The organism is uncultured Mailhella sp., assembly GCF_944324575.1.
In the GTDB taxonomy this organism is placed as follows: Bacteria; Desulfobacterota; Desulfovibrionia; order Desulfovibrionales; family Desulfovibrionaceae; genus Mailhella.
Window position 1 is genome coordinate 12,584 of sequence record NZ_CALUWV010000015.1, and the last position, 26,660, is coordinate 39,243.

At 58.5% G+C, this 26,660-nt stretch carries 21 protein-coding genes and 1 pseudogene; 12 read left to right on the plus strand and 10 right to left on the minus strand.

Annotated elements, in window-relative coordinates; genetic code table 11:
- Nucleotides 1-15: 15 nt before the first annotated feature.
- From Q0J81_RS03240 to Q0J81_RS03255, 4 genes are all read right to left on the minus strand, one after another.
- Complete coding sequence (locus tag Q0J81_RS03240; RefSeq protein ID WP_294446003.1) at nucleotides 16-855, minus strand: amidohydrolase family protein; 840 nt, start codon at nucleotides 853-855, stop codon at nucleotides 16-18.
- 9 nt (nucleotides 856-864) lie between these two features.
- Nucleotides 865-1,494, minus strand: a complete 630-nt coding sequence (locus Q0J81_RS03245; protein WP_294446004.1) for a flavodoxin family protein — start codon at nucleotides 1,492-1,494, stop codon at nucleotides 865-867.
- A 269-nt stretch (nucleotides 1,495-1,763) separates the two neighbouring features.
- On the minus strand, nucleotides 1,764-2,675 hold the full coding sequence (locus Q0J81_RS03250; RefSeq protein WP_294446005.1) for a LysR family transcriptional regulator: 912 nt from the start codon (nucleotides 2,673-2,675) through the stop codon (nucleotides 1,764-1,766).
- 295 nt (nucleotides 2,676-2,970) lie between these two features.
- Nucleotides 2,971-3,615: a TetR/AcrR family transcriptional regulator gene (locus Q0J81_RS03255; protein WP_294446006.1), complete on the minus strand. Its 645-nt coding sequence runs from the start codon at nucleotides 3,613-3,615 to the stop codon at nucleotides 2,971-2,973.
- Nucleotides 3,616-3,778: 163 nt separating this feature from the next.
- On the opposite strand from Q0J81_RS03255, the gene menA reads away from it, so the two are divergent.
- A complete protein-coding gene (menA, locus tag Q0J81_RS03260) occupies nucleotides 3,779-4,687 on the plus strand; it encodes a 1,4-dihydroxy-2-naphthoate octaprenyltransferase (RefSeq protein WP_294446007.1) in 909 nt (302 codons plus the stop codon).
- Nucleotides 4,688-4,690: 3 nt separating this feature from the next.
- On the opposite strand, the gene Q0J81_RS03265 is transcribed toward menA, so the two are convergent.
- From Q0J81_RS03265 to Q0J81_RS03275, 3 genes are all read right to left on the minus strand, one after another.
- Entirely contained in the window at nucleotides 4,691-5,422 is a 732-nt protein-coding gene (locus tag Q0J81_RS03265) for a sulfite exporter TauE/SafE family protein (protein ID WP_294446008.1), read from the minus strand.
- A gap of 334 nt (nucleotides 5,423-5,756) precedes the next feature.
- The gene (locus Q0J81_RS03270; protein ID WP_294446009.1) at nucleotides 5,757-7,256 is read right to left on the minus strand and encodes an APC family permease; all 1,500 of its coding nucleotides are present in this window, start codon (nucleotides 7,254-7,256) and stop codon (nucleotides 5,757-5,759) included.
- 864 nt (nucleotides 7,257-8,120) lie between these two features.
- Nucleotides 8,121-9,593, minus strand: a complete 1,473-nt coding sequence (locus Q0J81_RS03275) for a sigma 54-interacting transcriptional regulator (protein WP_294446010.1) — start codon at nucleotides 9,591-9,593, stop codon at nucleotides 8,121-8,123.
- 248 nt (nucleotides 9,594-9,841) lie between these two features.
- Here Q0J81_RS03275 and Q0J81_RS03280 point away from each other — a divergent pair, with 248 nt between their 5' ends.
- The 6 genes and pseudogenes from Q0J81_RS03280 (at nucleotide 9,842) to Q0J81_RS03300 (ending at nucleotide 14,943) form a co-directional block, all read left to right on the plus strand.
- Complete coding sequence (locus tag Q0J81_RS03280) at nucleotides 9,842-12,286, plus strand: glycyl radical protein (RefSeq protein WP_294446011.1); 2,445 nt, start codon at nucleotides 9,842-9,844, stop codon at nucleotides 12,284-12,286.
- Between the two features lie 110 nt (nucleotides 12,287-12,396).
- Nucleotides 12,397-12,741: pseudogene (locus Q0J81_RS12295) on the plus strand (4Fe-4S binding protein); the annotation flags it as partial.
- Nucleotides 12,742-12,820: 79 nt separating this feature from the next.
- Nucleotides 12,821-13,240 (plus strand): radical SAM protein, encoded by a 420-nt coding sequence (locus Q0J81_RS12300; RefSeq protein WP_366937506.1) that lies wholly within the window; start codon nucleotides 12,821-12,823, stop codon nucleotides 13,238-13,240.
- A 26-nt stretch (nucleotides 13,241-13,266) separates the two neighbouring features.
- Nucleotides 13,267-13,560: an ErpA-related iron-sulfur cluster insertion protein gene (locus tag Q0J81_RS12305; RefSeq protein ID WP_366937507.1), complete on the plus strand. Its 294-nt coding sequence runs from the start codon at nucleotides 13,267-13,269 to the stop codon at nucleotides 13,558-13,560.
- 97 nt (nucleotides 13,561-13,657) lie between these two features.
- The gene (locus Q0J81_RS03295) at nucleotides 13,658-13,957 is read left to right on the plus strand and encodes an ErpA-related iron-sulfur cluster insertion protein (RefSeq protein WP_294446013.1); all 300 of its coding nucleotides are present in this window, start codon (nucleotides 13,658-13,660) and stop codon (nucleotides 13,955-13,957) included.
- 188 nt (nucleotides 13,958-14,145) lie between these two features.
- Nucleotides 14,146-14,943, plus strand: a complete 798-nt coding sequence (locus tag Q0J81_RS03300; RefSeq protein WP_294446014.1) for a DUF169 domain-containing protein — start codon at nucleotides 14,146-14,148, stop codon at nucleotides 14,941-14,943.
- A gap of 150 nt (nucleotides 14,944-15,093) precedes the next feature.
- On the opposite strand, the gene Q0J81_RS03305 is transcribed toward Q0J81_RS03300, so the two are convergent.
- Nucleotides 15,094-18,339 (minus strand): UvrD-helicase domain-containing protein, encoded by a 3,246-nt coding sequence (locus Q0J81_RS03305; RefSeq protein ID WP_294446015.1) that lies wholly within the window; start codon nucleotides 18,337-18,339, stop codon nucleotides 15,094-15,096.
- Between the two features lie 128 nt (nucleotides 18,340-18,467).
- Here Q0J81_RS03305 and Q0J81_RS03310 point away from each other — a divergent pair, with 128 nt between their 5' ends.
- A complete protein-coding gene (locus Q0J81_RS03310; RefSeq protein ID WP_294446016.1) occupies nucleotides 18,468-19,196 on the plus strand; it encodes a methyltransferase in 729 nt (242 codons plus the stop codon).
- A gap of 62 nt (nucleotides 19,197-19,258) precedes the next feature.
- On the opposite strand, the gene Q0J81_RS03315 is transcribed toward Q0J81_RS03310, so the two are convergent.
- Entirely contained in the window at nucleotides 19,259-20,518 is a 1,260-nt protein-coding gene (locus tag Q0J81_RS03315) for an RsmB/NOP family class I SAM-dependent RNA methyltransferase (protein WP_294446017.1), read from the minus strand.
- A 115-nt stretch (nucleotides 20,519-20,633) separates the two neighbouring features.
- On the opposite strand from Q0J81_RS03315, the gene Q0J81_RS03320 reads away from it, so the two are divergent.
- Genes Q0J81_RS03320 through argC form a run of 3 tightly spaced genes read left to right on the plus strand, consistent with a single transcriptional unit; the run spans nucleotide 20,634 to nucleotide 23,691 of the window.
- A complete protein-coding gene (locus Q0J81_RS03320; RefSeq protein ID WP_294446018.1) occupies nucleotides 20,634-22,286 on the plus strand; it encodes a VCBS repeat-containing protein in 1,653 nt (550 codons plus the stop codon).
- Between the two features lie 30 nt (nucleotides 22,287-22,316).
- A complete protein-coding gene (locus tag Q0J81_RS03325; protein WP_294446019.1) occupies nucleotides 22,317-22,589 on the plus strand; it encodes a DUF1844 domain-containing protein in 273 nt (90 codons plus the stop codon).
- 55 nt (nucleotides 22,590-22,644) lie between these two features.
- Nucleotides 22,645-23,691: an N-acetyl-gamma-glutamyl-phosphate reductase gene (gene argC / locus Q0J81_RS03330; protein WP_294446020.1), complete on the plus strand. Its 1,047-nt coding sequence runs from the start codon at nucleotides 22,645-22,647 to the stop codon at nucleotides 23,689-23,691.
- Nucleotides 23,692-23,778: 87 nt separating this feature from the next.
- Here argC and Q0J81_RS03335 read toward each other — a convergent pair whose 3' ends face one another.
- Nucleotides 23,779-24,723, minus strand: coding sequence for a LysR family transcriptional regulator (locus Q0J81_RS03335; RefSeq protein ID WP_294446021.1), 945 nt, complete (start codon nucleotides 24,721-24,723; stop codon nucleotides 23,779-23,781).
- A gap of 379 nt (nucleotides 24,724-25,102) precedes the next feature.
- Between Q0J81_RS03335 and Q0J81_RS03340 the strand changes: the two genes are divergently transcribed.
- Nucleotides 25,103-26,542, plus strand: coding sequence for an SLC13 family permease (locus Q0J81_RS03340; RefSeq protein ID WP_294446022.1), 1,440 nt, complete (start codon nucleotides 25,103-25,105; stop codon nucleotides 26,540-26,542).
- The last annotated feature ends 118 nt before the right edge of the window (nucleotides 26,543-26,660 follow it).

Below are 26,660 nucleotides of genomic sequence, written 5' to 3' on the forward strand. Positions count from 1 at the left end.
AGCAGAGAGTGAAAGTTACGCTTCAAGCCCGAAGAGCCGGGCTCCGTTCAGATACATGACTTTGTCCACCACTTCCGGGCGGAGGCGGCTGACATAGTTTTCTACGGCCTTTTCCAGCGGTATGGCCGGGTAGGAAGAGCCGAAGACCATCTGGTCCTGCAGGGTGTAGTTGGCCGCAAGGATGTAGTCCGCACCGCCGGGGGCGAAGGACATGGCCCAGGTGTCGGGAGAGAGCATGACGTTGGGGCAGTCCATGGCTACCTTGCAGATGGCCGTCACATATGGCCAGCCGCCGTGACAGAGCACGAGTTTGAGAGAGCGGAAGCGGGAGGCTATGTCGTAGATGAGTTCCGGGGCGTAGTAGCGCGGGTCGGATACGCGTCCGCCGAAGGAAAGCAGCACCGGAACGTTTTTCTCCGCGCAGTAGTCATACACGGGGAAGATGTCGGGATTGTTGACATACCACTTGACCGGAGTGGTGTAGAGCCCGGGCTCCATGATGACCGCACGGCACGGTCCGTTCACGCAGTAGTTTTCAACGGCGGCACATGCCGCGTCAGGGATGAGCGGGTCGATCCACGGTACGCCGAGAAAATGTCCGGGAAAGTCCTGCATGAGCGTGACAGCGTCGTCGTTGTTCCCGTTTTGCGGCAGACGCACGGGGGCGACGCCCCAGCTGACGCCCGCCTTGTCCATTTCTTCGACGAGCAGAGCGGTGTTCTTCCGGAGTGCCGCTTCGGAAACCGGTCCCAGGTCACGCATGGCGTGGGATTTTTCCAGGGCGGGCATGTCGTACATGAAGGAATTGAGATAGGTCCTGTACGGAGGGCGGAGACGGAAATCTATGGCACGCATGGGAAATTCCTATCGGCAGAAGTTGGCCCGGACGCGTTTTTCATAAACAGGAGCGGGAATGCTTCCCTTGGAGGCCTCGATGACCTTGAGTATCCAGGCCATGTTTCTGCCGAGCACCTTCATGGTCTGCACGCCTTCCGCGTCCTGTTCCAGAAATTCTTCGGGCTTCCAGCCGAACACGATGTTCCAGTACTGGCTGTTGACGGTGAGAAGATTGGCACAGTTGAGATAGTTGCCGAGCTGCTGGGCGGTATTGACGGCGCCCGCTCTGCGGCAGACGGCTATGGCCGTTGCAGGCTTGGGGCCCCAGCCTTCCAGGTGTTCCGTGGCGTAGAGCAGTCTGTCGAGCGCCGCCTTGAACGGTCCGGGAATGCCCATGTAGTGCACGGGGCAGCCCAGAATCAGGCCGTCGTAGTCCGGCAGCATGTCGATTATCTTGTTGACGATGTCATTATGGATGCAGTGGTGGCCGTTGGTCCTGCATTTTCTGCAATCAAGGCATCCTGCGAGTGGTTTGACGCCGACATGAACTATATCAAGTCCGATATTTTCCTTGCTGAGTTCATCAGCAACAAGTTGAATGGCATGATAGGTGACGCCTTTTGGATTCTGACTTCCGTTTAACGCAAGAACTTTCATGAGTAATCCTCCATGAAAATATGTGTTGCAGTAAAAATAAGTTGAATATTTCTTTTGTTATATACACATTAGTCCAAATGAGGGATATTGCACAAATACTTTTTTCCCCTAAGGTGTATAGGTTTTTCCTATGCCTCGGAGATCGGCGTCAGGTATGGGAAGAGAAGACCGGCGGTCCGGGAGGAGCGGAGGGGATTGAAGGCATATGCAAAGACGTGCGGTCGAATCCCGCACGTCGCAAAAGAAAGGCACGACCTGATGAGAGGGAGTTATGCCACGGGTCTGGGAACGTTTGCCGAGTCGCAGAGCAGGTCGATGATCTTGCTGCACTGGGGCGTGAGGTAGCTGTCCTTGCCCCAGATGATGGCCGGTCTGAAAATGAGCTTGGGAAGATCGACGCGGCGCACGGCAAGATTGCAGGCCCTTCCGGGAAGTTCGGTATGGTGGAGAATGGCCACGGCTGGCAGCTCTTCCAAGGTATCCAGCATCCAGTAGGGGGCAGGGGTGTCCAGAATGATGCGCGGTCTGAGATTGGCTTCCTGCATGGCAATGATGAACGGCCGGAACGTGCCGCTGTTGGACCAGCGCCGGGAAAGCATGAGGGGGAAGGATGCAAGCGTGCCGAGGGATACGGGATCTTCTTCCGGAGCTTTGAGCAGCGGCGACCATACGGCCACGAAATACTGCTCGGCCAGAGGAACGGAGACATAGTTGCCGTACATGAGGGGCAGGTGAAGAACGGCCAGGTCCAGACCGTGACTCTGCACCTTGTTCTCAAGTGACATGTTGTCCGTCACCAGCAGGCGCATGCGTATGCCCGGATATTCCTGTTCCATACGGGGCAGAATGGCCCGTATGAAGGACAGACAGAACCCGCTGCATCCTACGCGTACCTCGCCGAAAATGTCGGCGTTGCGTGCAAAGGGATTGCGGATGTTCTGCGCCAGATCGTCCACCTGCGTCAGAATGCGCTGGGCTTCGAGATAGAAGGCCTGTCCCCGCTCCGTCACCTGCCACTTGCCGCCTTCCCGATGGATGAGCGTCAGGCCGAGTTCGTCCTCCAGCTCCTTGAGCGACTGGCTCAGCGTGGGCTGGCTGATGTGCAGAATTCTGGCGGCTCGGCTGATCTGGCCTTGCTCCACAATGGTGCAGAAATACAGGAGACGGCGGAAATCCAGCATGGCGGAAGAAGGTAGGAGAAAAGGTGGATATCATTCAGAATACGAAAGGACGGCTTGAGAGGTCAAGGGCACGGTACGACTTTTAGACCGAAAGTGAGGAAGACAGGACAGGAACACCGCGTTCACGCAGGGAGGAAGCGCGGCAGCCATGCAGGGCAAGAACCCGGCGGCATACGCTCGGAAAGAATTTTTTATAATTGTAGTGAACAATATAAAAATAGACAATATTTTTTTATCAATCAATATAAAAAAATATAACATACTGATTTTTTATTTAAAGTAATAAATTTTCAAGTCATGACTTCAGATGTCTGCGCCATTTGGGAAGCATGCGCACGGCGTAGGAGGCCGTTTCCTTCAGCGCTTCTTCGTTCGGGCAGTCGCGGGCCCGAAGTGACATGCCTTCCAGGAAGGTATTGAACGCCGAGGCAAGTCCTTCCGCACTGGTGTCTTCGGGAAGCTGGCCCGCCCTGACGGCCTGCCGTATTTTTTCGGCAAACATGGTTTTTGTGGCAACGCGCATGCTGTGCAGTGTTTCGATGACCTCCGTTTCCCCGTCGGAAATATTGACGGCGGCAAGCACCACCATGCAGCCGCAGGGCGTGTCGGAGGAAAGCAGAATGGTGGCGGCTTCGGCAAAAAAGTTGTTCACGGCCAGATAGAAGTCCTTTTCCTTCATGAACCGGCGTGAAGGCCCGCTCCAGTAGCGTTTTTCATAGAAGTTTACGGCCTCCAGAAAGAGTCTGGACTTGTTGCCGAAGGCGGCATACAGGCTGGGGGCGTTGATGCCCATGGCGGCGCACAGCTCGGATATGGACGCGGGTTCGTAGCCGCGCCTCCAGAATACTTCCAGGGCCCTGATGAGCGCCGCGTCTCTGTCGAAGCTGCGGGGGCGCCCCTTGCCGCGCGTTGTCGTGGTGGTGCTGAGTGCTGCCGTCATGAAGGCCTCGAGAGGGAGAGTTTGTCCTGAAAGGGTGTGGTGGTTCCGGGGAGAGGAAATGTGAGCTTTCTTTTCTTTGCCCGCAAGATGCGTTATTCTGCCCTTGCCCTCAATCGGGCGTCAAGATGATACGTCAGGCGGCGTGGCCGCGGGAGTCATGGTTATGGAAACGGAAGTTCGCAGGGATTCTCTGTACGCGTGGGTGCTGGCCTGTCGGCCGAAGACTCTGGCCGCAGCGCTCGCCCCCGTGGCCGTGGGCTGTTCCCTGTCCGCCTGGGCGGGGAGCTTTCGGGAGATCCCGGCACTTCTCTGCGTGCTTTTTGCCGTGCTCATGCAGATAGCCTCCAACTTCATCAACGACGTGTGCGACTTTGAGCAGGGCAACGACCGGGATGACCGTCTCGGACCGCGCCGCGCCTGCGCGCAGGGCTGGATATCGCCGCGCAGAATGAAGACGGGCATCGTCATTGATCTGATTCTGGCGCTCTGTGCCGGACTTCCTCTTGTCTGGTACGGGGGCTGGAGCATGGCGGGCGTGGCGCTTGTCTGTCTTGTGTGCGCCTATATGTACTCAGCGGGGCCGTATCCCCTGGCGGCACACGGCTGGGGAGACGTGCTCGTGGTGGTTTTCTTCGGACTTGTGGCCGTAGGCTTTACCTACTATGTACAGGCGGGGACGTGGTCTCCTCAGGCCACGCTTGCCGGGCTTGCCGTGGGCGTATGCATCAATCTGCTGCTCACCATCAACAACTTCCGCGACCGTGATCAGGACCGCCTTTCCGGCAAGAAGACGCTCATTGCTCGTTTCGGTGCGGAGTTCGGTCTTCGCTATTATCTGGCTCAGGGCGGTTTTGCCTGCGCTTTTGCGCTCTGCCTCATTCCGCACGGCATGTTCTGGGCGGGGATTCTGCCGCTTCTTTTTCTTATTCCCCACTATCGGGTGTGGAGCAGCATTGCTTCCATTTATGAAGGCAGGGCGCTCAATCGCTGCCTCGGCCTTACGTCCCGCAACATTCTTATTTTCAGTCTTCTTCTTGCTGCGGGAATGCTGCTGGACACCATGGCGAAATAACGTTCAGTCAAGAGCCTGCCACAGACATACCAGACCGGCAATGACGATGACGGCCATGAGCGCGTGCCGGAAAAGGTCAACGCGGATGTGCTTCACCACAGGAAAGGCACACAGCGTGCCGAGCATGCAGGCCGGAACGCCGAAGGCGGCACAGGAAAGCACCTGCGGCGTGTAGAATCCGGCTTCGGCCTGAAGAACGCAGGTAAAAAGGCTGCGGATGAGAAAGAACATGCCGAGCGTTCCCAGCACTTCGCGCGGTCCCCAGCCCCGGTAGAGCGCGTAGGCGCCGGCAGGCGACCCGTCGAAGGATATGGCCGTTCCGAGAAGACCGGCGCCGAATCCCGCCGTGCCGCCGAGCAGCCAGGATTCTTCTTTCCGGCTGCCGGCTTTTGCCGTGCGCTGCCAGAGCACGTAGGCAATGAGCAGCACGCCCACCGAGCCCTGAAGAACGGCGTCGGAGCATACCTGAAGAATTCTGAGTCCTGCGAAGGAGCCGGGAAGAGCGCCAAGAAGCAGCGGCCACAGCGCCTTTGTGCGGCAGTGCCGGAAGTGCATGAAAGCCAGACTGCCGTCCATGGCGGCGTTGAGAATGCAGCTGAGGGGAATGACGACGTGCATGGGAAGAACAAGCGCGGCGGCGGGCACGGCAACCATGGCGCCGCCTATGCCGGTAAGCCCGGAGACGAAGCCTCCCGCAAACCAGCAGAGAAAGACGATGAGCGAAGTGCTGTCCATGAAAGGAGTCCTCTTCTGAACCGTGTCGCAGGTTTCAACGGTTTTTGAGGGCAACAGGGGGAGAGTATCCGCATGGTCAAGACTCGTGAACGTGCCTTTGGGTGCGGATGAAGGAATACAGTCAGAAGAACCTGCGGTTTTGGGGATCCGGGGCTGACGGCTGAAGCCGCAGGGCGTCCTGTCTCTGCCTGACGCGTGTTTTTGTCCGACAGGAGAAGTTCAAAAGGAAGCGGAAGGCGGTCACGGGGAACAATGACCGCCTTCCGGCAGGCGGAGGAGGGAAGCGGACAAACGGCTGTCGGCTGGTCCGCTTCCTCAGTCATGAACGTGGAAATCAGGCGCTTTCACGTTCAGGGGTGCAGGGGATTTCCTTCTTGTTGAAAAGAATGGGGATGTCGGTGCCGCCGAGAATGTTCTGCGAGATTTCCTCGGTGGAGAGACTGCTCCACACCTTTTTGTTGGAAAAGTAGAACACGAAGCCCATGATGACCCACACGGCGAGCACGCAGCGCGGTGCAAAGGAGATGTAGGCGGGGGAACCGGGAGTAAGAAGCAGCACCAGGGTCAGAATGGAGCAGATCGTGCCCATGACGCAGCAGAACAGGCCGAGGCGTCTGCCGGTGGAGCTTTCGCTGCTCAGAATGGCACGACGGGCGACGAGGCAGGTGAAGAGATAGCCTATGCCGGTGCCGACGGAGCTCATGTCCACGGTCCAGCCGACAGCGGAGCGACCGGCAAAGGGCGTGAGCAGGGCAAGAACGGCGGTGAAGAGAATGGCGTTGTAGGGGGTGTGATAGGTAGGATGGATGCGTCCGAACCATTCAGGAAGAATGCGGCCTCTGGCCATGGCGAGGAGCAGGCGGCTGGCGGCAACGAAGAAGCCGTTGATGCCGGTGCACACGGCGCCGAACACGGCGCAGGCGAGAATGACGGAACCGAGCTTGCCGAAGGCCAGCGTGGCCACGTAGCCGGTAGCCCATGCGTGACCGCCGGAGGCACGCATTTCTTCCATTTTTGCCAGAAGTTCAGGGTAGGGAATGGCGATGGCCACGCCGAGCATGACCATGGCATAGAGGATCATGCCCACGAAGATGGAAACGACCATGATGTTGCGGCAGCGGCCGGGATCGAAGGCGAACTCCTCAGAGGCCTGAGGCACGGTGTCGAAGCCCACGAAGAGGAAGGGCGAGAGAGCGAATATGCTCATGATGCAGGCGGCCTGAGACTTGTTTTCCGCAAACAGGGGCATGAGGTTGCTGATGCCGGCGGAATCCAGGGAGGAGGAGCCGAAGAAGAAGGCTACGATGCCGAAGGTGAGCATGAAGGCAAGAATGAGCTGCAGCTTGCCGGCCATGCCGACGCTGCGGTAGTTGAGCCAGCCGAAGATGAAGGTGCCGGCGGTCATGAGCAGCACTTCGCCCGTGTAGACCTTCCAGCCCGCGATGGTGTAGAGCTCGCCGAACTCGAACACTCCGGGGAACAGGAAGCGGAAGATGAGTGAAAGTGCGGCTATGTCTATCATGACGATGGCGATGTAGCCGATGACCAGAGCCCAGCCGCATATGAACGAGGCCGTGGGACCAAAGCCTATGTAGGCATAGGTGAACGCGCCGCCGGCAACGGGCGCATATTTGACCATGTAGCTGTAGCATACGCCGACAAAAGAAATGAGAAGGGCGCCGGCAAGAAAGCCGAGCAGCGTGCCGAGGGGCCCTGCGGAGGGGAGAAACATGTCGCCGGGAAGGACGAAGCAGCCCCAGCCGACGATGGAGCCGAGCGCGAGGGCGCAGACCTGCATGGGAGAAAGGGACTTTGTAAGCTTGGCTTCTGACATAGGTTGTTCCTGCTGATGAAGAGAAGGGAACCTGCTGACGCAGGAGAGGTCGCCCGGAGGCTTCCGAAAACGGAGCGCGGGTGCTGCGGGCCGAAAACAAGCAAACAACTTTTGGGAGATGGATTTGGGCGAAAAGAATGTGAGGTGGTGAACTTGAAGCAAGAACTGTGCCAAAAGAATCCGTATTAAATTATTTATAGATAACACTATAAATATAAAAGAAAAATATTTTTTTGTGATAATGGAAATCATTAGTCGGAAAAGAAAAATTATCAAAAAAGAAAAAAATTTTTTCTTTTTTGAAAGAAATATGTGAAAAATAGAGCTATTGATTTTGCGTAAAAACGAAAAAAATGGACTGGGCAATAATAACTATTCAATAATTTGCACTTATTTTCCCATGCAAAAACGGAGCAATGGGTGATACGGATGGAAAGCAAAGGAGGAATATGTTCTATTATAAAGAATTAAATCAATATGTTAAGTAAAAATTATTCCTATTTTCAAAAACGAAAAATTTTGTTTCTGCAGGAGACTCGACGTCAGCTCTCTCCACAAGGACAGATGTTCCGATTCCGGTCCAGAAAACATGTCGCTGTTTCCGGGAACAGGACCTGCTGATGCTCTTTGTCTGGAGTTTGCCGGAAAAACAAGGTGTCCGGAGCGTCGGGCAAGGCGGCGACAGACGGTGCAAAAAACAGCACAACGGCCTCGGCGTCCGAAACTTCCGGACGCCGAGGGAACGGTATGAGCAGGGGGGGCTCAAGGTCATCTGTCGGATGCGGGATGTCCGCGTTCCGGAAGTGGCCGACGGATTCCGCGGAAGAGCGGGAGCGGTGAGCTTTTCGCGACTTCGGACATGACTCAATAATCCTCCTCGCTTATGCCGAGCTGCTTCATCTTGTAGCGCAGACCGGGGCCGGTAAGCTCCATGATTCTTGCGGCCTTGGAGACATTGCCGCCTGTTACGCGCAGTACGTTGCGTATGCACCGGGACTCAAAGGCGTTGAGCTTCTCTTTAAGAGGAATGACGCTGTTTCTGCGCACGTCGCGATAGTCGTCGATGAAGGGAATTTCATTCGAGGCGGCAGGCTGTGGCTGCGATTCGGCCGCACGCCTGCTGAGACAGGCCTCACGGAACTGCCGGGGCAGGCAGTCTTCGGTAATGACGGTGCGCTCGCCGAGCAGCGCGAGACTGCCTTCGATGACGTGCAGAAGCTCGCGGATGTTGCCGGGCCAGGAGTATCCCCAGAACAGCTTCATGACGGAATCGGAGACCCTTACGCCGGGGTTTTCTCCGTCGCGCTGCAGAAATGAGGATATGAGCAGCGGAATGTCTTCCAGCCGCTCTCGCAGGGGAGGCACGGCAATGCCTACCACGGCGAGACGGTAATAGAGGTCGTTGCGCAGGATGCCCCGGCTCACGGCCGTTATGGGAGGCTCGTTGAGAATGCTGATCACCCGTACATTCACGTCCTTTTCCGTGTTTGCGCCGAGCCTGCGCACTCTTTTTTCCTGGAGGACGCGCAGAAGTTTGGCCTGCAGGCCGAGCGGCATGGAGTTGAGCTCGTCAAGCAGCAGCGTTCCGCCGTCGGCCTTTTCAAACAGTCCCGGCTTGTCCGCCGCGTCGGTGTACGCGCCCTTTGACGTGCCGAACAGTATGCCTTCCAGAAGATTTTCCGGTATGGCCGCACAGTTGACGGCCACGAAGGGATAATCCTTTCGCGGACTTGCGGCGTGCAGCGCCTGGGCAAAGAGTTCCTTGCCCGTGCCGTTTTCTCCCCAGATCATGACCGGAACCGGACTTTTCGCGGCTACCCTGGCGTCGTTTATGGCTCCGCGCAGCGCCGGATCGTGACCGATGATGCTTTCGAAGGTGTAGCGGGTGCTTTCGCTTGCGGCGGCCGGAGCCCGCGTGTTCATTTTGGCCTCGCCGGTGAGAAGAGCGCTGTCCACCCACATGGTGAAGGCCAGCACGCCGTCCTTCCGTCCATCGTCGAACAGAGGATAGAAGTCCGTTACTGAGGAGAACAGGGAATTGTTGATGGTCTTGTACCAGTAGGCCTTCCGCAGAAGCGGCTCGCCCCGGTACAGACATTCCATGGTGGGAATGCGGGTCATGCCGTTGGGCACATAGAGTTCCGTGATGTGCTTGCCCACTACGCCCGAGGTGCTGAATCCGTCCACACGGGCCTGAATTTCGTTCATGTAGACGCACGTTCCCTCGCCGTCCACAATGGCCACGCCGATGCTCATATGGTCCCATATGGCCCGCATGGCAGGGGTCATGACGTCTGCCATGCTGACGTCGCTGCAGCTTTTCGTACCGATAAGCATAGGAGATCCTTTGTCGGGATGTCTGATAAATTTTTCTCATGTATAAAAAAATACTTTTTAAAAAGAAAGTTTTTTTGGCTCCGAAAAAAATTCCGAAGGTGAAATGTTATCGTATATTTCTTATAAATAAATGTATTTCATATAGTTAATTGACAAACGAAAAAGTTGGCACGCTTTGTGCATTGTCTTTGGCCACAAGCAAACGACTTTTTCCCGATTCCATAAAAATTTCCAACAGGAGACCCCTCATGTCTGTCATGCAGTTCACCTCGCCTGCCCCGGTGGAAGGGCAGGGCTACGGCATCAACTGGGATACCGCCGAACAGCGCGTTCAGGAGCTGAAGGATTTTCTGATGACCGCCCCTCAGGTCATGGACCCCGAGCGTCTTCGCTGCCTTCTGGATGTGTATGACGAGTTTGCCGGAGAATCCACGCTTTACATACGTGCAAAGCTGTTCGAGCGCGTTTTGCTGACCAAGAAAATTTTTCTGGACGGCAATCCCATCGTCGGCACGCTTACGGGCATACGCTGCGGCGTGAATCCGTACCCTGAATGGAACGTGTCGTGGATCAAGGACGAAATGCAGCTCGCCAAGATGACGTCCCTCGGCGAAATGAAGATCCCGAAGGAAACGGAAGAGCTGCTTGAAAAGGTCTACAAGAAGTGGAAGAACCGCACCTGCATTGCCCTGAACAACAAGATGTATAAGGACAAGTACGGCGTGAACCCAGCGCAGTACTCCAAGGCGGGCATGTACTACGACAACGTGAGCGTGGCTTCCGGTTCCGGCATTGCCGACTATCCCAAGGCGCTGAACAAGGGGCTGCGCTGGGTGGTAGATGACTTGAAGAAGCGTCTGCATGACTGTCCCACCACGCTGGACAACAAGGAAAAGCATGACCTTTACCGCGCCATGATCGTGGCCACGGAAGCCGTCATTGCTCATTCCCACCGCTATGCCGAGCTTGCGGAAAAGACGGCCGAGGCCGAAACCGATCCGAAGAACAGGGCCGAGCTTCTGGAAATTGCGGAAATCTGCCGTCGCGTGCCTGAATATCCCGCGCGCAATTTCCGTGAAGCCATACAGTCCTTCTGGTTCGTCCACCTTGCCATCGAAGTGGAGCAGATGGCCTGCGCCACCTCTCCGGGCCGTTACGGTCAGTATATGTATCCCTTCTACAAGAAGGACATCGACGAGGGCAGGCTGACGAAGGAACAGGTCATCACGCTGCTGAAGTTCCAGTGGATCAAGCACATGGAGCTCGGCGAATATCAGGGCGGCTCCTACGCCAAGACCCTGTCCGGCCACACCGGTCAGACCATCACCATCGGCGGCGTGGACGCCTGGGGACGCGACGCCAGCACCGAGCTTGAAGAGCTGCTGCTTGAAACGCAGATCCGCATGCGCGGCATTCAGCCCACGCTGACGCTGCTCTATCATCCCAAGCTCAAGGCCTCCTACATGAACAAGGTGGTGGACTGCATCCGCGGCGGCTCCGGTCAGCCCCAGATTCTGAACAACACCGTGGTCATCGAGCGCAACCTTGCCCGTTTTGCCCAGTACGAAGGCGGCATTACTCTCGAAGATGCCCGCAACTGCGGCAACTACGGCTGCGTGTCCACCGGCATCTGCGGCAAGGGCAGCTTCATCACGCAGGAAGATCAGCCCTGTCTTGCCAAGGTCGTGGAACTTCTGCTCCACAACGGCAAGGATCCCTCGACGAAGAAGGTCGTGGGCGTGCAGACCGGCGATCCCTGCGAGTTCAAGAGCTTTGAGGAACTGTACGACGCCTGCAAGGAGCAGCTCCGGCATCTGTTCACCATTTCCCGTCACCACTCCGATCTCAGTCAGATGGCCCGTCTGCAGGTGGTGCCGAGCATTTTCCGTTCCGTCATGTACGACGGCTGCGTTGAGAAGGGCGTGTGCGAGGAGGCCGGAGGCACCAGGTATCCGCAGGTCAACCCCATCATGACCGCCGGCGTGGACGCCGCCAACTCCCTGCTGGCCATCAGGCATCTGGTGTTCGACACGAAGCAGATCACCATGGCGCAGCTTCTCGAGGCGCTGAACGCCAATTTTGAAGGCTATGAGGATATCCGCAGGATGTGCTTCGAGGCTCCCAAGCATGGCAACGATTATCCTGAAATCGAGGAATTCGTGCAGCGCTTCTACCGCGACGTGGACGAAATCCACAGCTCCATCGGGCCGGACTGCTTCGGCCACAGGACGCCGCTGGACGCGTATTCCCTCTCGTACCACAACTATTTCGGTTCGCTCATGGGTGCTCTGCCCACGGGCCGCAAGGCCGGCGTGGCCCTTACCGACGGCAGCGTGTCCGCCATGCCCGGCACCGACCATGAAGGCATTACCGCCCTCATCAAGTCGGGGGCGGAAGCCATAGATACCGTGCGCTACGGCGCCAACCACTTCAACGTGAAGTTCCTGCCTTCTGCACTGGAAGGTCCGCAGGGCGCGCGCAACCTCATTTCGCTCATCAAGACCTACTGCGACTACGGCGGCTCGCACATTCAGTTCAACTGCGTGAGCTCCGACACGCTGCAGGACGCGCAGGATCATCCGCAGGACTACAAGGACCTCGTGGTACGCGTGGCCGGATTCAGCGCCTACTTCACCCGCCTCGACCGAGGCGTGCAGAACGAAATAATCAAGCGTACGGAATACGCCCGGTAATCAAATCACCGCAAGGCGGCGGAGCACCGCTCCGCCGCCAGGTTTCAAGAAAACGCACGGCCTCGGGGAGGAAAGCCATGAGCAGGGGAACGGTCTACAACATTCAGCGCATGTCCACCAAGGACGGCCCCGGCATCAGAACCACCGTGTTTCTGAAAGGCTGCCCGCTCCGCTGCCTCTGGTGCAACAATCCCGAGTCCCAGAGTTTCTCGCCCGAGCTTCTGTTCTTCCGGGAACTGTGCACGGGGTGCGGAGCCTGTGAAAAGGTCTGCCCCTTCGGGGCTATACGCATGGAAGACGGCGTTGCCGCACTCGACAGGGCTTCTTGCCGTTCCTGCGGCGCCTGCGCGGGCGTCTGCCCCTCCGGGGCGCGGGAAATGAGCGGCAGGGACATGAGCGTGGACGACGTTCTGGCCGTAGCCCGCAAGGACGCGCTCTTTTATGAGAATTCCGGCGGGGGCGTGACCTTCGGCGGCGGGACAGTTCTTTCTCGATCTTCTGGAAGCCTCGCTCTGCGAGGGCTGGCACGTTGCCGTGGACACCTGCGGATTCTGCCCCGAAGAGCGTTTCGACAAGGCCCTTTCTCTGGCGGATCTCTTTCTTTTCGACTGCAAGCAGATGGACCCCGAAGTGCACCGGAAGCTGACCGGGCAGGACAACGCGCTTATCCTTCGCAATATGGACGCGGCGCTCAGATCCGGCAGGGAAGTTCACATACGCATGCCGCTCATGCCCGGGCTCAACGATTCCGACGAGAACCTGGCCGCCATGGCGGAATTTTTCGGCAGGTACGGCCGTTCCGAAATTGAAATCATGCCGTGCCATGCCTTCGGACGAAACAAGTATCAGGCCCTCGGCAAGCCGTTGCCCCCGGTGGAGCAGTACACCCCGGAAGCTCTCAGGGCAGTTCGGGAACGCTTTGCGAGACACGGCCTTTCCACCATTGTCGCATGACAGGATAAAACAACCAAGGAGCAGCCATGTTTACCGTGACCATAGGCGAAGAGATGCTGGAAAAGCTTCGCGCCATGCTGGAAGATGAAGATGAGGAAACCTGCATTCGTCTGCGTGAGTACAAGGTCGGCGGCGGATGACACTGCAAGATCGTGCTCGGTCTGGGCATGGAAGAAATGGATGAGGACGAGGACGAGAAGATCGTCGTCGAGGACGTTCCGTTCATCGCGGACAGGGATTTTCTGACAAAGTACGGCAAGGCTTACGAGCTGAGCTTCAACGAAGACAGGCAGGTAGTGCTGACGGCTTCGGGCGCCTGATCAGGGCGTTTGTGACCGGAGTCCGGCATTCCGGAAGCGTCCGGCATGAGCAGCGGAGCCGTCGGCTGAGCCTGCTGAAAACACGGGAGAGACGACCATGTTTGCAGTAACCGTCAATGAAGAGATGCTGAAGAAACTCCGTTCCATGCTGGAAGACGAGGAAGAGGGCGTTTGCGTCCGTCTGCGCGAGTACACGCTGGGCGGGGGCTGCCGTTCCCGCATTATTCTCGGGCTTGCGCTGGAAGAAATGGATGAAGACGAGGATCAGAGCGTGACCGTGGAAGATGTGACCTTCATTGCGGACAGCGATTTTCTGCTGAGGTACGGTCGGACATTTACCCTGAGCTTCAATGAGGAAGGTCAGGTCGAAGTAAGGGCTCTGGATTCCGACAACTGAAGCGGGATTCTTCCTGCTGAAAGGCGCGGGCGGCCGCCGTTCCCGGTTTCCCGCTGATTCAGGCCCGCCTTTCGGGAGCTGTCCCGGAGGCAGCTTCTGCCGTGAAATGGCGGCGCCGTCCGAATGCGGAAGCATTCTGCCCGTCAGGGATGATCCGGGAACGAACACGTTTTTGCGGGAGAAGAACCATGGACGACTACGCACGCATGCATGATGTGCTCATGCGTTCCCTTCGCCTCATGCATGAGCCCGTGGGCATGACCTTTCTTTTTGACGATGAAAGTCTTGGCGAGGTTCAGAGGCGAGGAAGATACTGTGAACCCGTGCGTCCGCTTACCTTCTGTCAGGCGGAACTCGGGGCGCGCATGGAAGGGCGCACCGTGCTTCTGGAGATGAAGAAGCTCTGGTGCCTTGATGCGCGCTGTTCGTTCGGCGTGGACGAGGTGAGCGAGACTGTGGTAAACGATCTTCTTCGTTTCGGGACGGACAGGGAGCAGGTCCGCGCCTTTGTGGAAAGCAAGCCTCGCATGGAGAGAGCCCCTCTCGCCGTGCTCATGCAGCCCCTTCGCTGCTGCGAGACCGCGCCGGACGTGGTGCATTTTTGCTGCGACAACATGCAGGCCTATCACCTTGTGGACGACTGGATGGCGGTTTCCGGCGTGCATCCTTTCCGCCCCTCTCTCAGTATCAATTCCGCGGTGTGCGGCGGCACGGCGTTCAGCTTCATCCACGGTCAGGCCAACATGACGCTGGCCTGCGCGGGCAGCTACAATTCCGGCAAGATGGAGCGCGGCGAAATCAATGTCATGATTCCCGGTTTCCACATCCATGCCCTGGTGCAGCGCATGGCCTCCAGGGTGGAGAAGACGGGCGGCGTTTCCCTCACACGTTCGGGCCATCCCTTCCCGGGTGCGGACATCTGTCAGAACTGTCCGCTCATCGTTTTCAGGGAGGCAGGGGGGCGGCACCCCAGCGAGGCCTCATAATACAAAATTTTCAGCCGTCATGAGAAAGGGTACGGCAGGAAGGAACCCGCTCGGGAACAGACGTTTGTTCCTGAGCGGATTCTTTTCAAAACAGGAAGCGGGAAGACTGCATCGTGTTCGTCTACAGGAATCTTTCCGGCAAAAGGCATGTCAGAACAGGCTGAGCTGGCTTGCCGTGGTTTTTGTGTGACGCGTCAGCTTTACGGCATGAAAGTGCGAGAGCGGAAGCAGCGGCGAGGGTGGAAGCGAGAGCTTGTGGCCGTAGAGCGTACGCGTGGCGGCTGAGGAAAGAAACACCGCTTCCGAAGCTCTTGTGATGCCCACATAGAGCAGTCTTTCCTCTTCTTCCACGGGGGGAGGGGTGAAGTCATCCTCCTTGTGGAGAAGCGTGCCCACGCCGCGGAAGGGCAGAAGCCCGTCTTCTGCGCCGGGAATGAAGACCGCCTTGAACTCCAGGCCCTTGGATGCGTGCAGCGTCATGAGCTGCACATATTCCGCCTGTCCTTTCACCATGTCCAGTTCCCGCCGGAAGGACACGAATTCCAGAAGCCCGGGCCAGCCGCCGTGCTCCTTCCATGCGAGACGGAGGCGTTTGAAGGCCGAAGAGTCGGCAAAAAGCGGGTCGAAGCGATCCGGGCAGCGGGTCAGAACGGCGTCCGGGCCCTGTTCCCAGATTTCCACGGGCACGTTGTCCAGCACATCTTCCTTCCAGTCGTCGTTTTCCTGCGTGGCGGGAGCCATGGCCGCAAGAAGCGGAAAGCGGCTGGCGTCGAGGAAGGCGGCTTCCTTCTTCGTGTGCTCTTCCCGGCGGTGTATGCGGGCGGCGGCCTGAAGCAGCGCGTCCGCGCGTTCATCGGTCCAGAATGCCTCGGTTTCGGGTGCGGAACAGGGAATGCCCCGGCGTTCCAGCGCTGCGCGTATGGGAGCCATGAGCGCCTTGATGCGGCAGAGCACCGCGATTTCTCCGGGGCTGCAGGAACCCGACTCGAGATGACAGCCTGCGAGACTTTCGTGCAGGTCGGCCTGCTGGTGGGACGTGCCGCCGATGAGATAGGCTATGCGGTCGGCAATCCATGCGGCTTCACGCTCGGCACTCGGCGCGGCCATCCACTGCAGGGTGGCGGAGGAGCCGGTAACGGATGAGAGCTCGCCGCAGGCGCCGTGACCGGCCAGAGCGTCGTGTCCGGCCTCCAGAATGGCGGCCGCAGAGCGGTGGCTTTCGGTGAGACCCAGCACGCGAAGCTGCGGCCAGCGGGCGCGCAGCGCCTCTTCTATGCCGGAATCCGCGCCGCGGAATCCGTAGATGGACTGATCAGGGTCGCCTATGCCGAAGAAGCCCGAGCCGTCAGCCGGGGTGAGCGCTTCTACAAGAGCCTTCTGCAGCGGGGAGAGATCCTGCACCTCATCCACAAGAATGTGCTTCCATGGCTTGGCGGCGCCGTAGTTTCTGCTCTTGAGCTCATGCAGCCAGGTTTCCGGAAGGTCGGTGTAGTCGGCAAGATTGCGCTCTTTTTTCCACTGCCGGTAGCGCTGGGCCAGAGGCGTGAGATCGTCGGGCAGCGAAAGCGTTTCGCGCCCGAGTTCCATGCGGTCGTAAAGGCGTGAGGCTTCTTTCGCGCTGAGCCCGGGATTGGCCGAGGCAAAGGCCTTGCGCGCGCTCTCTTCGGAAAGCACGACGGGAGCTTCTCCGGGCCAGTGCTTCAGGGCGAGGGCATGGAGCGTGTCGGTTTCCGGCAGATCGACCGGATCGTCGTCCGCGGTGCGCAGCGCCGAGGCGAGTCTTGCGCGCATTTCTTCCGCAGCGCGCCTTGTAAAGGTGACGGCCACGATGTCCGAAGCCTTCACACCGCTTTTCAGCAGGCGGGCCAGCCTTCCGACCAGCGTTCTCGTCTTGCCCGCACCGGGACCGGCCAGCACCAGCACAGGGCCGGGGCCGGCATTGAGCGCCTCCTTCTGCATGGGACTGAAGGAGTCCGGCGACAGGGACAGCGCGGCTTTGTCGCTCTTTCGGGGATGCTCTCTCAGTTCAGTGCCTGTTTTCGATTCGCCCGGCATCAGGCTTTTTTTTTGAGTCCCTGCAGTGCGTTTCGGCAGCGGGGCGCGCCTTGCGACAGGCACGCGTTCCAGAAGAGAGGGGGCGTTTTCCCTCTCTTCAAAAAGCCGTATGGTACCGTATTCGCCGTCGTATCCGCCGTGGCGTATGACACGGCCTGCGCGCATGCGCGCCACGGCTTCGCCGAGTTCCGGCCACGCGTGACGAAGATCGTCTTCGGGCGTGTCCATGAGAATGGTCATTTCCGAACCGAAGCGGCTCAGCATGTCGGCATACTTTTCCTGCGCCTTCTTTGTCTTCGGGCCGCAGTGCAGGATTTCGCCGAGAATTTCCGGCAGGGGAATGAGCGATTGAAAGTCCTTGCCGGGACAGGGCGGTTCGGTGCGATCGGCCAGCTCAAGCACGCGATGCAGCACGCCCACGGTGAGAGGCTTGCCGCAGACGGGGCAGAGGTCGCCCAGCTTCATGCTTTCCGCAGGCTCGAGCACCACGCCGCAGGCGCGGTGTCCGTCGAGATGGTACTTGCCTTCTTCGGGGAAGAATTCCAGCGTACCCTTGTAGAGCGTGTCTCCGTCTTTCTGATGCAGCGCGTCAAAAATGCCGTCGTAGCTTGCCGCGCCGTCGAAAAGCGTGGCCTCGCGCGCGAGGTTTTCGCCGGAATGGGCGTCGGAGCTCGACACCATGAGCAGTCTGTCGAGATGGCTCCAGCAGCGGTTCATGTCCGGGTCGGAGGAAAGACCGGTTTCCGCGGCGAAGATATGGGGCGTGAGATCCTCGAAGCACTCGTCGAGGCTGTTGAAGCCGGATTTGGAACCGAAGAGGGCGAACCACGGCGTCCAGATGTGGGCGGGAATCATGAAGGCCCGGGGAATGTCGAGCACTATGGAAAGCAGATCCTTCACGTCCAGACCGAGAATGGGACGACCGTCCGACTTGAGGTTGCCTATGGTTTCCAGTTTTTCGCAGAGACGGTCGGCGGACTCGAAATCCGGCATGTAGACCAGACTATGTATCTTGCGCACCGCTCCGTTTTTCTTGTAGATAGAACTGATTTCCGCCTCGAGCATGAATTTGGGCTCGCGCGGCTCGAGTCCTGCGAGCTGCGGAATTTCTCTGGCCATGTCGTCGCGGGAAAGCGGGGCTTTCAGGCGGAACAGACCGCTTTCTTCGTCCTGTTCGAGAGCATCGCGCAGCTCCTGCCGCCATGCGGGATGAGTGAAGTCGCCCGTGGCCAGAACGTCTATGCCCTTGGCGGAAGCCCATGCCGCGAGATGGGGCACGGTGAGGCGCGAACTTGTGGCGCGGGAGAAACGGGAGTGTATGTGCAGGTCGGCTCGGAACATGGATGACTCGCGGCGGGAAAGGGTCGAAGAAGGCGGGCCGGACGGCGGACGTCCGACGATGAAACAGCGGACATTGTTATAGCGGGAACGCAAATATTGCGCAATGACGACAGGGGGGAGCAAGCGGCATGAATGAGGAAGAAATGCGGCCGGAAGAGACGAGATTTCCCGCCGGGCTGGAGCAGCCGGAAGGAAGTTTTCGATTCAGCGGCGATGCGCTGCTGCTGGCTGATTTTTCCGCAGGCCTCGCCCTGCCCGAAAATGCTTTTTTTGCCGATCTCGGAACAGGGTGCGGCGTGGTGGCGCTGGCTGCGTTGCAGAAAAGACCGCTGTGGCGTGGCGTGGGGCTGGAACTGCAGCCGAGTCTTGCCGGAGCTGCGGGACGCAATGCCTCGCGGCTCGGCCTTTCGGAGCGTTTCTGCGCGCTGGAAGGGGACGTCTCTTCCCCCGACAGTCTTCGTGCGGCAAGAAGCGCGCTGGCACGGCAGAGCGGCGCATCATCCGACAGCCTTCCCCTCTTTGACGCGGTGCTCTGTAATCCGCCGTGGCGGCGCGAGGGCGAGGGGCGACTGCCTCCCTCACCTTTGCGCAGGACGGCGCTTTTCGGCACGGAGCGCACGTTTCCTGTCTTTTTTTCGGCGGCCGATGCCCTGCTGAAGAGCGGAGGTTGTCTGGCCGCCGTGAGCGGGGCGGAGCGCACGGCGGAACTTCTTGCGGCGCTTCCGTCCAGAATGCGCCCGGAGAGGCTGCGTTTCGTGTTTACAAGGCCTGATGCTCCGGCCACGTTCGTACTGCTCATGGCGAGGAAGAACGGTCGTTCCCGTCTTTGCGTGGACAGTGTGGACGGCGTTGCCTGACCCCATGAGTCCGGTACGCGGGGCGGAGCGCTGCCGGGCAACGCCCGCCCCGCCAGCTTTCGCTAGCGTTCCGACCAGATGAGGCGCTTGTTCTTGACGTTCAGCCTGCCGAGGGGAAGTCCGTTCCACCGCAGGAGCGCGGTGCGCGCACCCGCGGGAACCGATGATGGGGCGGGCAGGCTCTGTCCCTGCAGAAGACCCGATATGATGCGCAGCCCTTCTTCACCCTCCAGGTCGACATGAGGGCCGGGGCCTTCGATGCGCACACGCGGAGAAAGGCGCAGATCGCCGTTCTTGCCCGCCTTGCCCATGTAGAGCCCCTGCCAGTGCAGTTCTTCGGGCAGCATGGCGAGCGCGGATACGGGCAGTGCGTGCAGACTTGCGCCGAACATGCCGATTTCGGCATGCACGAGACGCGGGTCAAGTCCCTGTTCGCGAAGCTGGCGTTCGCTGACGACCTCGGCCTGCACCGGATGTTCCGTGTACGGCACGGGGCCCTCGCTGCGGCCGCTTTTGCGTAGTCTTGCCACGAAGAACCCCTGGGTGTCGCCTATTTTCGGTGAAAGGCACCATACCCCTTCGCAGCCCTGCGGCGTCTGAAGATCGAAGCCCGGCACGTCGGCAAGAGGCTCAAGCTCGAGTCCGAGTTCCTCGCGGGCAAAGAGCACCTGCTTTTCGTTTTCCTCCACGTCCGTGGTGCAGGTGGAGTACACCACTACGCCGCCGGGCCTGAGCAGCCTTGCCGCCTCGCGCAGAAGATCCTTCTGCAGCCGGATGAGCGGGGCTACCTTGTCGTCCTTCCAGATGTCCATGACGCGGGGATTCTTTTCCACCGTGCCCCAGCCGGAGCAGGGTGGATCGAGCTGAATGTAGTCCCACGAGGCGTCGGGCAGGGGGAGCTTTTCTCCGCTCTGGCAGCAGGTCACGGTCTGCGTCAGCCCCATGACGTGCAGGTTGCGGCGCAGGTTGGCAAGGCGCACGGGCGAAGGCTCGTTGCCGAGCACCATGCCGTGCGGCCCCACAAGCCAGGCAAGTTCGCTGGTCTTGCTGCCCGGACTCGAGCACATGTCGAGCACGGACGCGCCCCTGGGCGGATCAAGCGCAATGGGCGGCAGCATGGAGGCTCTGTCCTGAATGTAGATGAGACCGAAGAAGCCCGCGAGACTGTTGCCGAGCGGGCCCGGTCCTTCCACAAGACGCCGGGCTGGCGAAAAGAAGGGGTCGGGTTCAAAGCGGAACCCCTGCAGACGGAGCATTTCCTCTGCAACGGGAATTTCCTCGGGGGCACAGGCGAATCGGAAGGAACGGCGTGCTGTGGTCATGTTCTCTGAAGTGGGCTGATGCTGGTGCGGTTGTTACAAAAAGGCCGGAGCCGCGCTGTTGCCGTTTGGGGCGAGAAAGTGTAGAGTCCCTTGCAAATCCTTCAAGGAGTATTGTATGTCCAGACGTTTTCTGCCCGCTATATGGGCATTTACCCTTCTGTTCCTGATGATGCAAGTGCCCGCCATGGCGGCCACCTATGTGGTGGCTCCCTTTGCGGTGTCCGGCGCTCAGGGATATTCCTATCTCGGACAGGCCGTGCCGTCCATGCTGACGTCGCGTCTTTATCTTCAGGGCAAGTTTGAACCTGTCGGACGTCAGGACGCCGCGCTGAAGGAAAAGGCCCCCGCCTCGAAGGATGCCGCCTCCGCCATGGCCCGCAAGTTCAGCGCTGATTATGTGATATGGGGCAGCGTTACCGTCATGGGCGATCAGGCCAGTCTCGACGTGAGCGCGCTCTCTCCCGACGGCAAGGTGTGGAAGGAAGCCGCCACGAGCCCTGTGAATGCTCTTATCGGCGGCGTGCAGAACGTGGCCGACAGCATCAACGTGGAAGTCTTCGGCCGTACCGACGTGACCCGTTCCGCCGCCGCGCCTTCCGGCGCCCCCAGCAGCGCCTTTGTCATGAACGAGTCCTACGGGCGCGTACAGAACGGCACGTATCTCAATCCCTCCCTGCGCTATCAGGGCACCGAGGACGACCGTTCCCAGATTCGCAGTCAGATGCTCGGCTTTGAATGTCTCGGCATGGAAGTGGCGGACATCAACGGCGACGGCAAGAACGAAGTGCTGCTGCTCAACGACAATACGCTGAACGCATATGTGTGGCGGGACGGCAACAAGCTCGTGGAGATAGGCACCTACGACCTTCCCGCCTCCATGAAGCCCGTGCTTGCCCGTCACTTCAAGCAGGACGGCAAAAACTACGTCATACTCACCGGGTTTAACAAGACCGATTCTTCCGCGTACTCTCAGGTTCTGCAGTTCTCGCAGGGCAAGTTCAACGTGGTGGTGCGCAACGTGCGTCGCTACCTCAACGTGGCCAAGATTCCTCCGCTCTACGCGCCCACGCTCATCATGCAGGACAGCGACCGCAGCAAGGTCGTGAGCGGTTCCGTGTATGAAGGCCGCATCCGCGGAGACGAGGTGGTGCGCGGCGGCAAGCTTTCCAACCTGCCCTCGCAGGCTACGGTGTTCAATTTCTCCTGGATTCCCGCGGACAAGGGCAAAAGAGGCGACCATCTGGCGCTCATTGCCGAAAACGAAACTCTGCTCACTTTCGACGATCGTGGTCATCGCCTTGCCGGTACCGAGGATACCTACAGCGGAAGCTCCGTCTACGTGGAAGGCGACCGTGGCATAGGCGCGCTTTCCGCCAGCCGGGAGAGCTCCGACATGGTGCTTTACTATGTGCCCATGCGCATGCCCGTCGTGGATCTTGACCGTGACGGTCGCTACGAGCTCATCGCCAACAAGCCCGTGACCGCTGCAGGCAAGCTGTTCTCGAATTACCGCACCTATCCGCAGGGTGAAATTCACGCCATGCTGTGGAACGGCATGGGCATGGAACTTCTGTGGAAGACCCGCCGCATCAAGGGCACGGTGTGCGACGTGAGCGTTGCCGACGTGAACAACAACGGCAAGATTGATCTCGTGGTGAGCGTCAACTCCTACGCCGGCCTCGGCTCCGGCATCAAGACCCGCTGCGCCGTGTACCTGTATCCTCTGGACACGACCATGGTCAACGCAAAGCCCAATTATCAGGAATAACGATTTTCGTTCAGGTCATTCGGGGGTGTCATGTCAGACAAGAACGATTCGGCCACAGTGCTGCCGGAAGTGACGTTTTCGACCTTTGTGCTTTCTCTCGCCTCTTCGGCGCTGGTGCATCTTGGTGAGGTGCCCAACCCGGAAACCGGGGGCACGTCCTGCAACGAGGCTCTTGCCCGCAATGCCATAGATGTGCTTACCATGCTTGACGACAAGACGCGCAATGGTCTTACGCCCGAAGAAAGCAAGCTCATGCGCGACGTTCTCTATGAGCTGCGCGTGAAGTTCGTGGCGCGTTCCTGACGCACCTCTCACCATCAGCGGGCCGGATTCTCCGGCCCTTTTCTGGAGTTTTGCCATGCTTCGAGCCGGACTGGTCGGCGTAACGGGCTATACGGGGATGGAACTTTCCCGGATTCTGGCTTCCCATCCTTCCATCAGACTGACCGCTGCTACCTCCCGGCAGGACGCCGGTCGGCGGCTGGATGCCGTGTATCCTTTCCTTCAGGGACTTCCGGGCGCCGACGTCGTGCTCATGGAACCTGATGCGGAAGCGCTGGCCGGAATCTGCGACGTGGTCTTTCTTGCCGTGCCGCACGGTGTGGCCATGGAAATAGGCGCGGCGCTCTATGACACCGGCGTGAAGGTCGTTGATCTTTCAGCAGACTTTCGTCTGCGCGACGCCGACGTGTACGAGGCCTGGTACAAGCCGCATACCCGCAGGGAATATCTTGCGCACGCTGTGTACGGACTTCCTGAAATCTACGGGGAGCAGATTCGCGGGGCGCGTCTCGTGGCCAATCCCGGCTGCTATCCCACGGCGTCCATTCTCGGTCTGTACGCTGCGCTTAAGGGCGGCATAGTCCGTACCGACGACATTGTCATTGACGCCAAGTCCGGCACTACCGGCGCAGGCCGCAAGGCCGTGGTGAGCTCTCTGTTCTGCGAGGTGGCTGATTCCTTCCGCCCTTACAACATCGGCGGAAAGCATCGTCACACGCCGGAAATCGAGCAGGAGCTTTCCGTCGCTGCGGGAATGCCCGTCACGGTGTCGTTCAATCCGCATCTTCTGCCCATCAGCCGGGGCATTCTCGCCACCATTTACACCAGACTGACGAGCCAGCTCTCTCAGGCCGATGTTCAGGCCATGTACGAGGACTTCTGGAAGGACTGCCCCTGGGTGCGCGTGCTGCCCGCCGGAAGGCTGCCGGAGACCCGCAACGTGCGCGGAACCATGTTCTGCGACATCGCCGTCACCGTGGATGAACGCACGGGCCGGCTCATCATAACCTCGGCCATCGACAATTTGTGCCGCGGCGCTTCCGGGCAGGCCGTGGCCAATGCCAATCTCATGTTCGGTCTTCCTGTGGAAATGGGCCTCGGCTTCGCCCCTCTGGTTCCGTAGAGAAAACGACGATATGCAAACTAAAGAGGACGACAGCTTTTGCTGCCGTCCTTTTTTATGTTTTTCATGAGAAGCTGGCCCGGGAACTTATTTGACGTTGATGTCGGGCGGAGTGGCTTTGGGGCTGGCGGGAGGCAGGGTCTTTGAGAAGTTCTCCACCAGAAATTCCCAGAACAGACGCTCTGCCAGAGAGAGTTCCGGGGCGCGTATGGCCACGATGGGTGCGCTGTGATCGAGTTCTTCTATGGGAATGCTTTTTGCCACCATCATGCCTTTGCGTACGCGGTAATCGTGCTGAAACATGGTTCCGGCCTGAATGAAGACGGCCTCGTTGCGTATGACGAGATCGAGAATGTCGTTTCTGTTGGCCAGACGGTATTCTCCGCCGAAGTACGGGGCGTAGCGGGAGGAGACATGATCCGAGCTGTGGGAGTAGTAGGCAATGTGCAGCTTTTTCAGATCTTCGGGCTCAAGTTCGTCCTTGTTCGCCAGCGGGTGTCCCGAACCTATGAACATCTTGCGTTCGTCGGTGTAGAGCGGAACGATTTCACATCCCATGCCCCGTGCCTGCTCACGGATTTTAAGCCCCATGCATACCAGCGTGACTGCAATGTTGGAACGTCCGCTTTTCAGATCGGCGATGATATCGACGTTTGGCACGTTGCGGACAAAGACGTTGATTTTGGGATGCAGCTTCTTGAAGGGAAGCACGATGCTGCTTGTCAGATGAAACGACAGCAACGGCTGCGCGCATACGGCCAGCGAGCCTCCTGCCTCCACGCTTTTGCCCCTGGCCTGTATATTCTGTACGAGTTCCAGAATGGCGTGGGCATCGCGATAGGTGAGACGTCCGAGAGGGGTGAGACTGACACCGCTGTTGCCGCGCTTGAGCAGAGGACTGCCAAGTTCCTTTTCCAGGCTCCGCACGGCGGCGGAAACGGCAGGCTGAGAGATCCCCAGACGCTGTGCGGCGGCGCTGATGGCTCCGGCGTCGGCGGTAGCCACAAAATATTCCAGCTGCTCCAGGCGCATTTCTACCTCCCCTGAACGGTTGACGGAGCTGTGTCCGTGCGGATTGAAATTCCGCCGTGACGGCCGGACAAGGCCTGCTCCATGTCGTATCCTAACCCGTATGTTCTCATTCAGGCAAGGCTATTTCCTCTCCCATAATTCAAACTGATATCCAGCCATTGATAATTAATATTTTTCTTTTTATCAGTTTTCTTTATTAATATTAATTCATAAGAGAGCGCTGTTCTTATATGTGCATTTACGGTTACAGAAGCAGTTTTATTATTGTGTATTAATGGACTGCTTTTTTTTACTATTCCTCATGTGAATAAAATTTTTTTCATCTAAAATGGCTTGATAAGGTCATTTTATTTGATTTTCAATGGGATGGAGGTAGGACATGAGTTTTTCATTAACGAAAAATGGACCGAAATTCTATGTAAATCTCGCAGTCATGATTCTTATCATGGTGGTATTTCGGTTTATTACACCTCCGGAAGGACTGACTTCTGATGGACTTGCAGTGGTTGGTGTCTTTTTCGGCGTTCTTTATGGATGGCTTTTCATCGACATGATCTGGCCGTCCTTCATGGGACTTGTCGTTCTCGGCATGACGCTGCCGCAACCCATGGATACCGTGCTGGGCGGGGCTTTCGGCAACAACACGTACCTGCTTCTGCTCTTCTTCTGCATGGTGGCCAGCATCATCAATGCGGCCGGCATAGCCGAATATGTGGCCCGTCGCATCATCTGCGTTCCCGTCGTCGTCGGAAGGCCGTGGGTCCTCGTGTTCATGCTCTGCATCGCCATGTGTGCCCTGGCGACCATGCTGACCATGACAGCCGCCGTGCTCGTGGCGTTCCCGCTCATCAAGGAAGTCTGCCGGCAGTACGGCTACAAGCCCGGCGACACATTCCCCATGATTCTGCTGCTTGCCATGCTGTACGTTGCCGACATCGCATACATGATGCTGCCTTTCAAGAGCCTTCCCGCCATCGTGTTCGGCATTTACGGCCAGATGAGCGGCGGCCAGGAAATCAATCTTGCCGCGTATGTGGGCGTGACCGGCCTGCTTCTTCTGCTTTCCATCTTCTTCGTCATATTCATCTGCAAGTACGTGCTCAAGGCCGACGTGTCGCCCATTCTGGAAACCCGCGACTGCATGCACTTCGACGAACAGCTTTCCCCCTATCAGAAGACCATCCTGTGGTCGTTCCTCGGCCTGATCGTGCTTCTTCTTCTGCCCAACATCCTTCCCGGCAGCTGGGCTCTTTCCAAGTTCCTCAAGGCCATGGGCAACAACGGCATTCTGCTCGCCTACATCGGCCTTTATCTCATGCTGAACTTCAAGGAAGGCATCAGCCTGAGAGAAATCATGCACAAGTCCGTGGCCTGGCCTGCGCTCTTCCTTGTGGCGGCCGTGCTCAGAATCACCGGAGCCTTTGAAGCTACCGGCGTGACCAAGTTCATCGCCGACACCTGCGAACCTCTGCTCGCCGGCTTCAGCGGCAACCTGCTGGTGTTCATCGTCGTGTGCACCACGACCCTGTGCACGCAGCTCACCAACAACAATGCCTGCGCGGCCACCTTCGCTCCCATCGCCTACACGCTGGCCGTGGCCAACGGCACCGTCGATCCTCAGGCTCTTCTCTCCTGCGTCATTCTTTCCTGCACCCTCGGCATCGCCACGCCCGCCGCGGCCACCACGTCCGCCATTCTGTACGGCGACACGGAATGGGTGCATCAGAGAACGGTCATCAAGTATGCAACTTACTTCTGGGTATTCAATATCCTGCTGCTCTCCTTTGTAGGCTATCCGCTCATGACCATCGCCTTCTAAAAGGCTCTCCCCTGAAAAGGCGTCCGGCTCTGCCGGGCGTCTTTTTTTGGTTAAGCCTTCAGGCAGTTGAGGGAGCGGAAGCGACCGAAGCAGAAAACCACCCGCTAAGCGGGTGGAC